Below are 15,725 nucleotides of genomic sequence, written 5' to 3' on the forward strand. Positions count from 1 at the left end.
TTTTAAGGATTCATTATTTTTACATCTTCTAAATTATGCTCTTCCTCCTTGCCACTATATAAATCCCTCAGGGTACTTTTATATAAAGCGTGTTTAGCTCGTGTCGAATTTAATGCTTCGTCATGAGCTTTTGTTTTTTCTGCAGATGGGGCGCAATCATATTCTGATAAGCTCAATAAAATTTTGTCACAATCAAGAGAGCGAATTTTTCCAATAGTCTCTAAATCAGGCTCTTTACCCAAGCGCTTGTCTATTTCATAGTGCTGATCACGAAGAATATCAAGTTCATTAAGAATGGTATTGTTAAGGCTAATATTTTCTGTATATTCATATCCATCTTGTTTCATTTCCAAGATAAACTCTTGAATTTCTTTTTCTAAAATTTCTCTAATATATTGATTTCTATATAAATGAATGCAATTTTCTGAACTTAAAAACATTTTTTGGTAACACTTATGCTGCCTGTAAATAATCCACTCCAGAAATTCACGCTTTAATTCTGGCTTTGAAATGAGTTTATCGGCGAGTTTGCTAAATACTTGTCTTGGGATCATCAAAAATTTGATGATTGCTATATCTTTATCTTGCTGGAAATCAGGATCATTTTGAATTTTTTTAAGCTCAAGCTCTCCAACGGTGCGAAATGCCCAGTTAAATGGCAGAAAGTGGTCCGAAGGATTTTGAGCAAGTTCTTTATCACCTTCATTGGCTGGATTTTTTATCGCTGGCAACTGCTCCAGATCGCTTCGATTTAAACTAAAGCAATCTATAGATTGGGCGCCCTTAATCGGTATGAGTCTACCATTCTGAGCTATTAGCTTGGGAAGTAGTTCCTCTTCGCCTCTCTTTGTTAGAGGGTACAATGCCTCATCACCATCAATTTTAACCAAGCGTAGCTCACCATTAAATTGACAAAATCCAATATTTCCTCCATGCATATCATTTTCAGCGAGAAGTAATGAAGAAACAGTAATTCTGGCAAGATCATTCATTAAGACTCTGCTGGAACAGATAATTTCTATTGGGCTCCCTTTTATTTCTGAACTGTTTAAAGGGGTGTATTGTTCAGCAAGTTCACAAACAGTCATATAAGGGTTAACTTCACTAATTGTAGCTTCGGGGACGCGAGCCAGATAAGTTTTTGGTTGTGCAGAGCCAACAATTAAACGAAAGAGTTCATTAGCCACAGCCTCGAGCTGAGTGTGTGTTTCTTGAGGTAATTGTTTACCAAGTAACTTTCTATTTTCATAATTTACCCTACTTGTGCTACTACGGCCTTGATCTTTAACCGACTCATCTTCAGGTACAAGTGATTCTGTTGTAATTAATTGATATTCTTGAAATTTTTGAAAAAATAAATGGCGTGAATTGATAACCTGTTGTAAAGAGGACTCTTGAAATGCTTTACTATTACAATTGGTAATTGCGTATTTTTTTCTCTGCTAATAATTGATTGAGTAAAGTTAAGGCAGTTAAGCTGTCGCTGTAATTTAATTCTTTATCTAACTTGGATTGTTCCTTAAAAATTTTGGGATTGTTCGCTTCTACAATTAGTGCGAGACAAACAGCGTAGGTTGATTGATTATCAACAATTCTCATCAAAATAGTTAAATCTTTTAGCGCTTGAATACTTTTTACATGATAATTCTCATCAAACGCCTTTTCTAGAAGATTATTTATATATTCATCTACAGAGGAATGGGGGTGAGGATCTATTGCAAAAAATGGAGCGAGTGCAGTTGTACGTTTAATTGATTGCTCCTCTTCGCTTTTTGTGAGCATAAATTGCCCTCTACCAGTAATAATCTCTGTAACAATTTTTTCTGGTTTTATATGAGTGAAAAAGGATTTTTTTGCTGGTCTTTCAATCAAGCTCATTTCTAAAAGTGATTTGATTCGGTTTTCACAGTCCTCAGCAATTAGCTTGTTACCAACCCCTTCTTTTTTGTAAAACTCAAATAGCTTTGTAATATTTTTTTCTTGCACATACATATCTATGTATGTAACAGAATCTGCATAGTTCATAATTGAATTACCTCCAATTGAAAAACATTCGCTATAACTTCAGAACTTTCTCGCATTGATTTGAAACCATTTTAAGCACATTGGGTTTTCATGGGGTTCATGGACACCTTTGTATATGCCTTTATACGTTCATTTTAAATAACCATGATTACTGCTTTATTGAATTGGGGGGGCGAATATGGACTACCCATTTCGTATATTGTTGGGTGTAGTTAATGTAGGTTTAATAAAAGGGATATAATTCGTTGAATAACTGGTGCAGAATGTGGATTTAAATTTGATAAAACCGCTTAATCCTAAAGGGAGTGACTTTTATGGAAAATTTGTTGATGATTGACCAGTCGGTATTGGGCACCAATTATCAACATATCCCGGTTAATTAATTGAATATTTTTTGGAAATGAGGGAACTGAGATGAAAAACCAATAGAGGGGTTACTACTGGTTTTTAAAGGGAGCATTTGCCTTTCGAAAAGATGTATTAGTCCAGTTAAATTAGCAACCATAGGTTGATTGATAATCTTCTAATTTTTTAACTTGTTCATATTGATTTTCGCTTTTTAAATAATCAATTAAATCAAACAATGTAATAATAGAGTAAACTTCAATTCCTTGAGCTTTAATTTCGGAAAGTGTTGATTCGTTTGTTAATCCTCGTTCACAACGATCTAAAGCAATAATTACTCCAGTCAGTTGACCACCATATTCCTTAATGAGTGCTTGAGATTCCCTGAAAGCAGTCCCTGCAGTTATAACATCATCAACAATGACAGTTTTACCAGTTAAAGGGGCGCCAATTAATTGACCTCCTTCGCCATGATCTTTTATTTCTTTACGGTTAAAAGTAACGGTTACTTCTTTGCCTAATTCAGAGAGGGCTATCGCTGTTGTGGTTGCAAGTGGTAAGCCTTTATAGGCTGGACCAAATAAGTGATCCGGATGGGCGTTATGTTCAAGCAATGTTTTTGCGTAAAATTGGCCTAATTTTCGTAGAGATCCTCCTTGATAAAATAGACCTGCATTAAAAAAATAAGGACTTTTTCGTCCCGATTTTAATATAAATTCACCAAATTTTAATACTTGGCAATCAAGTGCTAATTTTATAAAAGCTGATTTTGTATGATTCATTATGTATTTCCAATATATAAAAAAAGATAAAGATAGCGATTTTTTAAAAAAATCCTTAACAATCAATAAAAAACTGCTATGCTAATCTATATATACGATGTTATTTCGTATATATAGAAAATGTTTATTATAACGCAGCTTTAGAATAGAAAGTATTTTTATGCTGGAAATAAACATCAGTAATAGTTGGATTGTAAAAGCTAAAGACAAAGGGGATCGCTAATGTCGCAAAGAGAAACGGGCCATGTAAAATGGTTCAATGAGAAAAAAGGATTTGGATTTATTATTAATGAGAATGGTGATGATATCTTCGTTCATTACAAAGATATTCAAGGTGTTGGATTTAAAACACTCCATGAAAATGATCCTGTATCCTTTGTGCTAGATAAAGGACCAAAAGGCTTAAAAGCACAAGACGTTACTATTATTACTGAATAAGTAATAGAGTACACGGAAAGTATTCTCAGCTCTCGCTGCCGGTTAAATATGACCTGGGCTAAGGCCAGCCGTAACCCGGGTGTTTATTTTTCATGCAACAAGGGAGATGAAATTTATTTTGAGAAGAAATATATTTATATTTCGTTCCAATAAATCATGCTGTGTCTTAATTTAATTGAAGTCACGAGGATGTGTTTGTTAGCGAAAATAGTGTATGCTTACCTCTTTATTCATAAGTTCTACTCGTTGGGCACTTGAATTTTCCAGGGCTGTCCCTCATATGTATTCATCTTGTTTTTACAATTAATTAAGAGATGCTATGAGAGCTTTGCCCATCTATCAAATCGATGCGTTTGCCACTGACCTTTTCGAAGGAAATCCTGCCGCGGTATGTCCGTTAGACAGTTGGCTTACAGATAAAGAAATGCAAAACATTGCTTTAGAAAACAACCTTTCGGAAACAGCCTTTTTTATTTCTGAAGAAAACGGATTTTACATTAGATGGTTTACTCCAAATGAAGAAGTTGCTTTGTGTGGTCATGCAACACTTGCAAGTGCCTATGTTATTTTCGAGAAATTAGGATTTAAAGGAGAGGAGATAAAGTTTCGTTGCTTAAGCGGAGAACTTGTTGTTCGAAAAAATGGCAATGGGTTTGTGATGGATTTTCCAGCATTACCTTATCATGTCATAGAATATTCCCAGACACTTTCTAAATTAAATTTAAACAAACCACTGCATGTTTTGAAAAGCAAATTTGATTTAATGTTTGTTTATGAAAATGCGCAAGAAGTAAAACTGGCGGATCCTGATTTGAATGCTGTTGCTCAGCTCGATTATAGAGGCTTGATTTTAACTGCGCCTGGAATAAATTCGGATGTTTATTCGCGATGTTTTTATCCAGGATGCAACGTTGCTGAAGATCCAGTAACAGGATCAGCTCACTGCGTAATTGCACCATACTGGAGTGAACAATTGCAGAAGTATGAAATTACTGCAGTACAAGGTGGATTGCGACAGGGAAAAATAAGATGCGAGATAAAAGGTGAGCGAGTTTTTCTTTATGGAACAGCCCATCTTTATTTGCAAGGAACAATTTATTTGCCATAAAACCAATTCCGAATGATCAATGGAAGAAGTGACACTCACTGTTGATTTTACTCTAATGAGAGTCTTTAGTTCCATACTAAAAATGGTAAATTTAAAGAGTGTTTGTAGTAGACATAAGCATCAGAAAGATCTTTCGGTGGAGGATTTCTAAGCAATTCAGTGTATGGATGTTTTATATCAGCGATTTGAGTGAGCTTACTTGAGCCTAATGCCCATTGAATCCTCTGTTGAGAATTGCGCCAAACGTATAATTCTTGGATGAGTCCAATTCGGGTAAAAGGGTTGCTCATATCACTAATAAAATTACCCATGGAGTAGGCGATTAATCCTTTATGTTCCGAGGCTTGTATGAGTTCAAACGGTTGCAGTACATGAGGATGACTCCCTATGATTAGATCAGCCCCATTTTGAATTAATTCAGAGCCAATACTTTGAATTAAGGGATCAGGATAGAGTTCATATTCAAATCCCCAATGTAGGAATAAGATTTTGAAGTCAACATTGGCTTGCTTCATTTCATGAAGGGCATTTATTAATTGATCCAGTTCCACTTTATTTATATCAAGGGGAGCAATTCCTGGTAAATACCAAATAGGGGTAGTATTTTTAGAAAATTGAGGATTTGTCCCCCAGGTAGCAGCTGCTACACCGAAGTGAATTCCTTTGGTTGTGTAAGAGATAAATTTTTGCTGATCTGTCCCATGAGTTATGATCCCTCTTGATTTTAGCTCTTCCCTGGTTTCTTGAACACCTAAATCCCCGCGATCAAGAACATGGTTATTGGCCAAAGATAAAAAATCAAATACAGGCTTTCCATTTAAAGTTAGGGCATTTAGATAATTATCAGATACATTAAATTGAGACAATGAATTACGGAACTTTGAAATGGTGCCGGATGATGAAACCGGTGTTTCTAAATTACCTAAAACAAAATCCATCTGTGCTAGAAGATTTAAAATTTGGGGTGCGATAAACTGCCCATCATAATTTGGAATTGCCATTAAGTCACCTACTAAACCAACACGAATAAATGATTCTTCAGAAGAGGGTTGAGGTAACTTGGCTAATAATGTTTTTTGATGTGCAAAAAATGCTGTTTGGCCAGGGAATGGATTTAAAACCATTAGGGTCGCTTTTTTTTGGTAATCAAAGAAATGCAGAAAATATTTTAAAACTCCTTTACCTTCGCTACGCCATTGTGCCCAAGATGGCCGCCCACTTAAAGCAAGCTCTTGGAAATTATTTTGTTTCGTAGGGATTGAATGGAGGTGGTAGTAAACCATAAAAAAAACCAGTAGAACAAATAAAATGACTATTCTTTTTTTCATATAGTTATCTGTAAATGAAAGAATTGCGATTAATTATGCATAATTACAGACTTAATAAGCAAATCCACTGAATGAGATTTATTTAATGACAATATTAATAGTTCTATTTATGATGGTTTATATTCTGGATTTATCGATTAAAAGGAGCATCAATGACTATTTACATGTTTCCAGGACAGGGTTCACAGACAAAAGGTATGGGGATTGAATTATTTTCATATTTTTCTGAACAAATAAAGCAAGCTGATGAAATTTTGGGGTACTCTGTCAAAGAGTTATGCCTGGACGATCCCCAGCAACAATTAAACAACACTGAATATACTCAGCCTGCTTTATATATTGTTGAGGCCTTGTCTTTTTTGGCTCGAGTTTCTGAAGAACCACCGCCTAATTATTTAATAGGGCATAGTTTAGGTGAGTATGCTGCCTTATTTGCTGCTGGTGCTTTTGATTTTGGAACTGGATTGAAGCTCGTGAAAAAACGTGGTGAATTGATGGCTAAAGCAACTGGGGGAGGGATGCTTGCTGTGATTAATTTGGCTGAAGACCGAATTAAATCTTTGCTACAAACCCATGATCTTGATTCTATAGATTTTGCAAATTTTAACTCCCCGAAACAAATTGTTCTTTCCGGGCCAGCAGCAGATATAGCCAAGGCAAATGAAATACTCGCTCAAGAAGCATTGATGTGCCTGCCCCTAAAAGTTAGTGGAGCATTTCATTCACGATATATGCAATCTGCTGCAGATGAATTTAAACGATTTATGGATTCTTTTCAGTTTTCACCTCTAAAAATTGAAGTGATTGCAAATATAACAGCAGAGCCTTATATCAATGAAAGAGTCAAAGAAAATTTAGTGAAACAAATGACGCATCCAGTGCGTTGGACCGATACTATTCGCTATTTAAAAAATCAGGGTGAATGTGTTTTTATAGAAGTTGGGCCAGGCAATGTGCTTACTCGTTTGAACGCACAGATATAATAAATTGATTGAAACTGTTGGGTGAAGATGGTGAACATAAGCTTTTTAGCTAAATTGGCCGTTTTCCATCTTTGCATAACAGATCTATTTTATAAAATTTGCTCGCGATGATGAAAAATATAAAAAAATCATCATTATTGCTTCCCTCTCCTAAATATCATCTACAATTAAAATTGTAATTTCTTTATAGAGGGAAGGGGATATGGCGATTAGGTTAAGGCATGAACATGGGAAATTGGAGTCAATTGAGCTTATGCAAGTACAACATCATTTGGCTCTACCTCATCTGAATAAATATTTACAATCAAAAGGAAAAAGGCGCTGTAAATTTATAAAAAAAATTAGTATTGATCATTCCAATTTAAATAGTAAAGATTATGAAGCCTTGCATGATATTTTAAAGTTAGCCTCAAAAGTCAATGAAATTTCATTGTATGCGAATCATATTGATACAAATGATATTCGTTATTTATTTGATTCCTTACCACGTAGAAAATTGAATACAATTAAATTTATTGATAATTGGATAGGTGACAAAATACCCTCTGATTTTTTTTCATGTTTAAAAAAGAAGAAATTATCGGTTTTAGATTTATCACTTAATTGGCTTCGTGATTCTGGTGTTCAGCGTTTATTAGAATCGATTAATTCAAATACGGAATTAAAAGAGCTCGTGTTAAGTTGTAATGATTTTGGCTTAGACGGAATGAAGGCGCTGCGTCTTTTTGTATTGAAACACCCTTCATTAGAGGTTCTGGATATATCTTATAATAATTTGAATGAAGCATGTGCAATAGAAATTGCAGGTATGATTAAAGAGTCTCACTCCTTAACCCATCTAAATCTTAAAAGTAATAAAATGCGTGATGAAGGAGTTCATCTTATTACTAATGCATTAAAATCTAATACTCATCTAAAGCATGTTGATTTATCAGATAATGAAATTTCCGAGACTGGTTTAGCTAAGCTCTTACACGAGACAGAGGCTCATGATACAATTGGGAGCTTGATATTAAAGCCTAATCATCTTGTTTCCTCCGCGCTCTAGGTGAATAGACCAAACTTTCATTTTATTGATTAATATCAGAAAGAAGAATAGTGTAATAGCTCCCATTTCTTGTTAGGTGGGGGCTTGATTACATATTATTATATGGAGCCTTATGCATGGGTAATGGTGCTTTTTACCTTTTGAAAGAACGTAAATTTTTGCCTTTTTTCCTGACTCAATTTTTTGGTGCTTTTAATGATAATGCTTTTAAGTTAGCAATGCTTACTTTAATTAGTTATCATCTCACTCATAATCAGGCTCAATCTGAGTTCTATCAAGCAATAGCAGGTGCTTTGTTTATAATCCCTTTTTTTCTTCTTTCAGCAACTTCAGGGCAATTGGCTGATAAATATGATAAAGCGCTTATAACACGTATCATTAAAATTTTAGAGTTATTTTTAATGATTATCGGTAGTCTCGCTCTTTGTTGGGGAAATATTTTTTTGATGATGGCTACTTTAACTGGCCTTGGAGTTCATTCAACTTTTTTTGGGCCAATAAAATATGCTATTTTGCCTGATCATTTGCCTAAAAAGGAATTATTGGGTGCAACAGGTTTAATTGATGCAAGTACTTTTATCGCTATTTTAATGGGTACTACCATTGGGACTTTATCTATAGGAATCCATAGTCCTAAACCTTATGTAGCTGTGTTTTTAACTATATTTGTTGCTCTTGCGGGCCTCACCTCCAGTTTGTTTATACCTAAAGCCCCTTCAAAATCGGTAAATATTAAAGTAGACAAACAAGTTTGGCGCGTGACTTATAAGATGCTGAAACAAGCTACGGAGAATACCGGTATTTTAGTAGCAATTTTGATTTTATCTTGGTTTTGGTTATTAGGGACAGTAATCCTTACCAAGCTTCCTGATTATACAAACTATGTATTAGGAGCTAATAATACTGTTTTTGCAATATTTCTTGCTTTATTTTCAATAGGTATTGCCAGTGGTTCTTTGGCTGTTAATTTAATTTTTCAAGGACAAATATATCTTCTCATTGTTCCTTGGGCAATGTTAGCATTTACTTGCTTTACAATGGATCTTTATTGGGCTACGCCTTATTTAAATCAATCTAAAAATGCATTTTCTTTAATTAATTTTTTTACTCACTTTGCTCATTGGCGCATTGCATTTGATTTATTTATGTTGGCTTTTAGTGCGGGTCTTTTTATCGTTCCCCTATATACCTATTTACAAGTGAAAAGCCCCTCAGAATCAAGAGCTCAAGTGATCGCGACAAATAATATCTACAATTCCCTGTTTATGGTTGCTGGAGCATTGATCGTTATTGTTTTATTACATTTTTCAGCTGCAATCCCACAAATTTTTTTAATTTTGAGTTTATTAAATGCTCTTGCTGCATTGTTAGCAAGGATTTTTTTAAAGAAAGTCGTGTTGACAATTAATCACGAAATAAGTGAAAGTGGGCAATAAACTATCAAAAGAAAATAGAGGAAACCCTGAAGCAGTGGAGGGGCTCTTGACAGTTATGTTGCAAGGTAAAGTTTCCCGCAGGGTTTGTTGCTTTTTAACCTTCCGCTGTTGCGGAAGGTGGCGTTTATTAGCGTTTCTAGTGCTGATTAATCCCTATAATAACCAATTACGCTGGGGTAAAAAATCAGTATAAAGTTTAGCCTCTGGGCTATTGGCTTCAGGATGCCAGTTATATTCCCATGTTACTTCGGGAGGTAGTGACATAAGAATGGATTCTGTTCTGCCATTTGACTGCAAGCCAAATAAGGTGCCGCGGTCATAGACGAGATTAAATTCGACATAGCGTCCGCGACGATATTTTTGAAACGTTTTTTCGCGTTCACCGTATGGATGAGATTTTCTACGAGTTACTATAGGGGCATACGCTTCAATATAATGATTTCCAATACTTTGCATTAATGAAAAGCTGTGATCAAAGCTTATTTCATTGTAATCGTCAAAAAATAAGCCACCAATTCCTCGTGCTTCGTTACGATGTTTAATGAAAAAATAATCATCACACCATTTCTTAAATTTAGGATAAATGGATTGGCCGAAAGGCTGGCAAGCCTCTAATGCAGTTTGATGCCAGTGCCTGCAATCCTCTTCAAACCCATAATACGGTGTCAAATCAACCCCCCCGCCAAACCACCAAACAGGATCGGCATCTTCTTTTTCAGCAATAAAAAAACGGACGTTGGCATGAGAGGTAGGAACATATGGATTATCTGGATGGATCACGAGTGAGACACCAAGAGCATTAAAATTTCTACCTGTTAATTCCGGACGGTGGGCACTCGCTGATGATGGAAGGTTTGCTCCTGAGACATGAGAAAAATTCACACCTGCTTTTTCAAAAACTAAACCTTGGGATAAAACACGGGTAATTCCACCGCCACCGGCAGAACGTTGCCAGGCATCATCAATAAATTGGGCCTGCCCGTCTAAATTTTCAAGCCTTGAGCAAATTGTATTTTGCAGCTTTAATAGATAAGTTTTTACTTGCTCTATCGCATTTTCAGGAAGAATATTGTTCTTTAACATAGATAGCACCCCCATTGATAGCAACTAATTTTCTCACTTATTTGAAATTGGCACAACGTTTGCTTTTATAATAGTGTAACGTGCCTTAAAGTTAAGTGAATAAAGGGGGAAGGAATGACGGATAATTCATTTAATGAAACGGATACAGTTGGTTTGTCTTTTGAGCAAATTGATTCTCCGCTAAAGAAAAATTTTGAAGAGCAAGTCTTTTTACATTCAATGGTGGAACAAATTGAGAATCAAGATATGATGCAACGGCAAATTAACCATGAGTTTTTGTCTCAACTGGCACAATTTGCCACTCATGATGGGTGCATAGCAATGCAAGAATCATTGCAACAAATGTCTACTTCATTACAATCAAATCAAGCATTACAAGCTTCAGCTTTGGTTGGACGTAAAGTTTTGGTGGAGACTGATATTTTTCCATTAGGTGCAGAGGTATCCGTAAGAGTTACGTTTGATATTTCTTCTAATCTTAGCATGTTGCGTGCTTCCATATATACAGAATCAGAGGAGATGATAAGAGCAATGTCTTTAGGTAAACCAGAACCCGGCTTTTTTCAATTCAGTTGGGATGGTATTGGATATGATGGCAAAAAGGTTAAAGAAGGAAGATATAGGATTGATGTGCATGCCATTTATGAAGATAAAGAAATAGCATTGAAAACGATGATATTAGCCAATGTTAATAGCGTGAGCCTTGGGCAAAATGGGAAAGGGTTAACATTGAATGTTGCAGGGATTGGACCCATATCATTGGATCAGGTAAGACAAATTTCCATTTAAAACCAGGAAACTAATTTGAAGCAATAGTAATCCAGTTACATTTTTGTAAAGGGAAATTTTTTTAACCAAAACTGGGCGATATCTATTCGTCTTGTTATCCAGATATCTTTATGTTGCGCTAAGTGATTTAAAAACTTCTTTATCATCAAGCACCGATCGGGTTTTCCGCTAAGACGAGGGTGCAAACCCACAGTCATAATTGCAGGTCTTTTTTCTTGATAGAGATAGTTAAAAGTACTCATTAAACGCATGTAAAACTCTTGCGTACTACAAAATCCCGGAGTTGTGAATCTGAAATCATTACAATCAAGGGAGTAGGGAATTATCAGGTGATTATCAACATAATAAGGTAATTCATCTGCATAGCTATCAGAATCATAAAGGAATCCACCTATTTCGCGCAATAATTCTCGAGTATTTTCGCTTCGTCTTCCTGTATACCAACCTTTAGGACTTTTTTTTGTTAAGTGTTCGAGGGTTTCAATGCATAAAAGGATATGTTCTTTTTCTTTGTTTCTTGGGACATTTGCATAATTTATCCAACGCCATCCATGGCCAGCAACATCATGATGATTTTGTGTTAAATATTTTGCCAGTAGTGGGTTAAGCGTTAGTGCATGTCCGGTCACAAAAAAAGTAAGTGGAGTATTGTAAGCGTCAAATAAACGCACTAGCCGCCATAATCCTACACGACTTCCATATTCATAAAATGATTCCATACTTAGGTTACGTTGTTTTTTAGCTTTGGGAGTGAATGGAAAATCTGCGCCACTTGTTTCCGCTTGTTTATCATTATTAACGGGGCTTAACTCAGAGCCTTCTTCATAGTTAATTACAAAATTAATCGCCACTTTTGCATTGTTTGGCCAAACAAGATCTTTTCCTTCAGGACCATAACCTACTAAGTCGCGCATTGCTTATCCCAATTCGAAAGTGGTAATGCCATAAATTCCTTGAGAAGATAATTTGGGCTCGCCTTTTAAATACATTCTTGCAGTTGCGAATACCTTAGACATTTTAAATTTTTGTACCAAATCAACTGCAAAAGGATTATTTTCAGGTATGTCTAAATAAATTGTTTCACCTTGAGCAAATTCTGATAATTGTTCCAATAATTTTTCAGCGATATAAGGGGAATCTGCGAAAAGCGGGCCTATTTTATAACCTTCAAAACATTTTCTGATAACACCATAGCCTTTAAAATGTTCTTCTTGAACATAGCCCAGTGCTAGAGCGGTCTTTTGTTGAATCCATGCTGAAAGAAAATGAGGTCTTGGTGCAGGAAAGAAATGGCGATCATAGTGCATGAGCTGGGCAAAGGGGACTGTCTGTAAGTTCACTATGAATGGCTCGGGTCTGGGGGAGGGGTGCTTGTGCTCTAAGGCATATCGTGCATTACTATGCGCAAATTTATAACCAATACGCGCATAATTGTCGATCATGTCCAGCACTCCGTCGAGTCCAGCATTTCGACTACCTACATACGCAAGCCTGGCTTGGGTTAACTGTATTCCATACCCTTGTGAACGATGGCTTTTTTCTACAATGTAAAAACCACAAAATGCGAAATAATCATCATAAATAACAGCAGATCCAACCGCAATGGTTTGGCCTTTTAATTTACCTGCAAAAAAACCTTGGGGATCTACATGATAAAAACATTCCGCATCGCTCAATCCCGGATTCCAGTCTTCTTGACGTGCCCATTCCACTGCAATTGAAACTTCATCACGTGTCATTCGTGATATTTGATAATCATCCATAATTACTTAAATAAATTAACTTATATGTTAAATTTAATATTTACGCGAAACTAAAGCAAATAAGAATATTTCTATTTTATGAAACAAATGAGTAAATTATCAAAGAGTTTAGCAAAACAGGGTATCCAATGATGATAATGCCTGAATTAAGAGCTTCGATAAAATCTCATTGTTTCGAATAGTTCAAATCCATTTTTTTGATACAGTTTTCTACAAAACTCGTGTGTCGTGTTTGTATTATGATCAAGTGTTATTAAATACTTAAAATTCCTGTATGATGTTAATTTTTTAAAATGTAAGGAAACATGATGAATTTCAATATTCGGAATACTTTAGGTCCGTTATTTCTGATTCTTGTATGCCCTGTTTTTGTGATGTTAATGTGGTATACCAATACCCAGCTTGAGGGATCTTTGTTGGCGTTATGGAATTTGATGCTCCAAAATGGGTTTTCACAATCGATTTATTCAATATGGCAACCTTATTTTTGGGGTTCAACAATCGCCTGGAAAATCATTGTCGTATTTATTGTATTTGAATTGGCGTTAATGCGATTACTTCCAGGAAAAATATTTCATGGGCCGATTTCTCCAAAAGGAAATGTACCTGTTTATAAAGACAATGGCCTTTTTGCATTTATAGTGACTATGGGAACATTTTGTGTTTCTTCCTTTGGTTTTAATTTATTTTCGGCTTCTATTCTCTATGATAATCTTGGCGCTCTTTTGGGAGCACTTAATATATTTAGTCTTATATTCTGCGCTTTTTTGTATCTAAAGGGACGTTTTTTTCCTTCATCTACTGATTCAGGTATCACCAGGAATTTTTTGTTTGATTATTATTGGGGTACGGAACTCTATCCTCAAGTATTTGGGTGGCATATTAAGAAATTCATCACTTGTCGTTTTGGAATGATGAGCTGGGGTTTATTTTTGATTTCTTATTGTGCAAAGCAGGCAGAATTAGGTGGTGTATCAAACTCGATGCTTATTTCTGTTTTCCTGCAATTCGTTTATCTAAGCAAATTTTATATGTGGGAAAAAGGATATTTGCGTTCCTTAGATATGATGCATGATCGCGCTGGTTTTTATATTTGTTGGGGATGCATGGTATGGGTTCCTTGTGTTTATACTTCACCAAGCATGTATCTTGTTCTTCATCCCATTCATTTACCTTTTATTTGGGCAATAGTTATTTTATTTCTGGGTTTTGCATCCATTATGATCAATTTTCTTGCAGACAGGCAAAGATTGACTGCTAGGGCAACTCAAGGTGATTGTTCAATATGGGGTAAAAAGCCTGTTACTGTATTAGCCCATTATAAAACTACAGAGGGTGACAAAAAACAAACTATATTGCTTGCTTCAGGATGGTGGGGGGTTGCCAGGCATTTTCATTACATTCCGGAACTTGCCGGAACATTCTTTTGGTCTGTGCCTGCTTTGTTTGTGAATTTCTCACCGTATTTTTATCTCAGTTTTTTAACAGTACTTTTATTTGATAGGGCTTTCCGTGACGATAGACGCTGTGCGACTAAATATGGTCAGGATTGGAAGAAATACTGCGAGCTTGTTCCGTATAAGATTGTTCCCTTTCTAATTTAATCCGGAAGAGGACGTTTAATAGTCGGGCGGTTATTTTAAGACCAGATAACCGCCAGGTGGCATTAAGCTATTGTAACTGATTTGTCAGGGATTCAATTTTCAATAGTTCCTTTAATTTTTGACCCACTAATTCATCTTCTAATAATGGGGTTAATGCATTTCCAAGGTAACCAGTGGTTAATATTGCTATATCTTGCTCATCTAATTCTGATACTGTGTCGGTTTCAAAATTACTAAATAATTTATTTAGGGCATCGAGTTTTTGAGTTTTGGTATACCCTGATAAGCCTATATACGAGCCCATATAGTTAAAAAAAGTGCCGACCTTTCCGTAATAATATTCACTTGTCCTGTTTTCGGTGGCCTCTACGTAAGATTTTAACCCAGCTTTTACTTTTAATAGCATTTCTAACTTAGGGTTAATTTCTTCAATATCTTTAGGGGCTGTAATATCTTTGTCAACGGTAATTACTTCATCTTTTACATCGATAATCGGTTCCTCTATAACTGCTGCAGTTTCTAAAATGGAATCCTCTATAATTTTTGTATCTTTTTCAGCATCTAATTGGTGTCGAACTAAACGTGCCTTTTTTTGCAATTCATTTATTTTTTCAGGCAATGTAACTGAAGCCAATTTAATTAAGCTCACAATAGGGTGTTCGGGATCAATAAAAATTCTGAATTGATTGGCATTTTTCATTAATTCGGAATTTTCAAGCTCAGTCAGTGCGATTTCTTTTTCTTCCCGTGAATTACTGAGAAGGGCATTATCTAGCAGAATAGATAATTCTTTTGATTCTTGTTCGAGTTCACGTAATTTATGCATAGTTTTTCCAAATTTTTAGGGTAATAAAACAGATAGAATCATAATATAAAAAAATTAAGCCTATATTAAGTAAGTTAAAGAAAAACGTTCTCCTTATACCTTAAGTGTTTCACTAAGCTAACAATTTCTTAATTTGATTTTTGGGTTTTTATTGTACAATTTTATTA

At 35.3% G+C, this 15,725-nt stretch carries 15 protein-coding genes; 7 read left to right on the forward strand and 8 right to left on the reverse strand.

The features are described from left to right. Window positions 1-2: 2 nt before the first annotated feature. The 3 genes from EKG34_RS01765 to pyrE all read right to left on the reverse strand — a co-directional run bounded on the left by EKG34_RS01765 (window position 3) and on the right by pyrE (window position 3,152). Window positions 3-1,187 carry a hypothetical protein gene (locus tag EKG34_RS01765; RefSeq protein WP_003631961.1) on the reverse strand — a complete coding sequence of 395 codons (1,185 nt, stop codon included), beginning with the start codon at window positions 1,185-1,187 and terminating at the stop codon, window positions 3-5. A 223-nt stretch (window positions 1,188-1,410) separates the two neighbouring features. Further along, a complete protein-coding gene (locus EKG34_RS01770; RefSeq protein ID WP_003631960.1) occupies window positions 1,411-2,025 on the reverse strand; it encodes a hypothetical protein in 615 nt (204 codons plus the stop codon). A 494-nt stretch (window positions 2,026-2,519) separates the two neighbouring features. Beyond that, a complete protein-coding gene (pyrE, locus tag EKG34_RS01775; protein ID WP_003631958.1) occupies window positions 2,520-3,152 on the reverse strand; it encodes an orotate phosphoribosyltransferase in 633 nt (210 codons plus the stop codon). 222 nt (window positions 3,153-3,374) lie between these two features. On the opposite strand from pyrE, the gene EKG34_RS01780 reads away from it, so the two are divergent. Further along, the gene (locus tag EKG34_RS01780) at window positions 3,375-3,590 is read left to right on the forward strand and encodes a cold-shock protein (protein WP_003631957.1); all 216 of its coding nucleotides are present in this window, start codon (window positions 3,375-3,377) and stop codon (window positions 3,588-3,590) included. A 319-nt stretch (window positions 3,591-3,909) separates the two neighbouring features. After that, entirely contained in the window at window positions 3,910-4,698 is a 789-nt protein-coding gene (locus tag EKG34_RS01785) for a PhzF family phenazine biosynthesis protein (RefSeq protein ID WP_003631956.1), read from the forward strand. 65 nt (window positions 4,699-4,763) lie between these two features. On the opposite strand, the gene EKG34_RS01790 is transcribed toward EKG34_RS01785, so the two are convergent. Beyond that, a complete protein-coding gene (locus tag EKG34_RS01790; protein WP_003631954.1) occupies window positions 4,764-6,026 on the reverse strand; it encodes a CapA family protein in 1,263 nt (420 codons plus the stop codon). A 152-nt stretch (window positions 6,027-6,178) separates the two neighbouring features. On the opposite strand from EKG34_RS01790, the gene fabD reads away from it, so the two are divergent. From fabD to EKG34_RS01805, 3 genes are all read left to right on the forward strand, one after another. After that, window positions 6,179-7,009: an ACP S-malonyltransferase gene (gene fabD / locus EKG34_RS01795; protein WP_003631953.1), complete on the forward strand. Its 831-nt coding sequence runs from the start codon at window positions 6,179-6,181 to the stop codon at window positions 7,007-7,009. 202 nt (window positions 7,010-7,211) lie between these two features. Beyond that, entirely contained in the window at window positions 7,212-8,057 is an 846-nt protein-coding gene (locus tag EKG34_RS01800; protein ID WP_003631952.1) for a leucine-rich repeat domain-containing protein, read from the forward strand. Window positions 8,058-8,173: 116 nt separating this feature from the next. Further along, entirely contained in the window at window positions 8,174-9,493 is a 1,320-nt protein-coding gene (locus EKG34_RS01805; RefSeq protein ID WP_003631951.1) for an MFS transporter, read from the forward strand. A 153-nt stretch (window positions 9,494-9,646) separates the two neighbouring features. Here the strand turns inward: EKG34_RS01805 and hemF are convergent, their stop codons facing one another. After that, window positions 9,647-10,576 (reverse strand): oxygen-dependent coproporphyrinogen oxidase, encoded by a 930-nt coding sequence (hemF, locus tag EKG34_RS01810; protein WP_003631950.1) that lies wholly within the window; start codon window positions 10,574-10,576, stop codon window positions 9,647-9,649. 114 nt (window positions 10,577-10,690) lie between these two features. Here hemF and EKG34_RS01815 point away from each other — a divergent pair, with 114 nt between their 5' ends. Next, the gene (locus tag EKG34_RS01815) at window positions 10,691-11,365 is read left to right on the forward strand and encodes a flagellar hook assembly protein FlgD (protein WP_003631949.1); all 675 of its coding nucleotides are present in this window, start codon (window positions 10,691-10,693) and stop codon (window positions 11,363-11,365) included. Window positions 11,366-11,400: 35 nt separating this feature from the next. On the opposite strand, the gene EKG34_RS01820 is transcribed toward EKG34_RS01815, so the two are convergent. Together EKG34_RS01820 and EKG34_RS01825 are read right to left on the reverse strand one after the other, a co-directional pair. Beyond that, window positions 11,401-12,279: a polysaccharide deacetylase family protein gene (locus EKG34_RS01820; protein WP_003631948.1), complete on the reverse strand. Its 879-nt coding sequence runs from the start codon at window positions 12,277-12,279 to the stop codon at window positions 11,401-11,403. A 3-nt stretch (window positions 12,280-12,282) separates the two neighbouring features. Beyond that, window positions 12,283-13,128 (reverse strand): GNAT family N-acetyltransferase, encoded by an 846-nt coding sequence (locus EKG34_RS01825; protein ID WP_003631947.1) that lies wholly within the window; start codon window positions 13,126-13,128, stop codon window positions 12,283-12,285. Window positions 13,129-13,436: 308 nt separating this feature from the next. Here EKG34_RS01825 and EKG34_RS01830 point away from each other — a divergent pair, with 308 nt between their 5' ends. Beyond that, a complete protein-coding gene (locus EKG34_RS01830; protein ID WP_041819009.1) occupies window positions 13,437-14,732 on the forward strand; it encodes a phosphatidylethanolamine N-methyltransferase family domain-containing protein in 1,296 nt (431 codons plus the stop codon). Between the two features lie 67 nt (window positions 14,733-14,799). Here EKG34_RS01830 and ceg19 read toward each other — a convergent pair whose 3' ends face one another. Further along, the gene (gene ceg19, locus EKG34_RS01835) at window positions 14,800-15,558 is read right to left on the reverse strand and encodes a Dot/Icm T4SS effector Ceg19 (protein WP_003631945.1); all 759 of its coding nucleotides are present in this window, start codon (window positions 15,556-15,558) and stop codon (window positions 14,800-14,802) included. Between the last annotated feature and the right edge of the window lie 167 nt (window positions 15,559-15,725).

The organism is Legionella longbeachae (genome assembly GCF_004283175.1).
GTDB classification, from domain to species: Bacteria; Pseudomonadota; Gammaproteobacteria; order Legionellales; family Legionellaceae; genus Legionella; species Legionella longbeachae.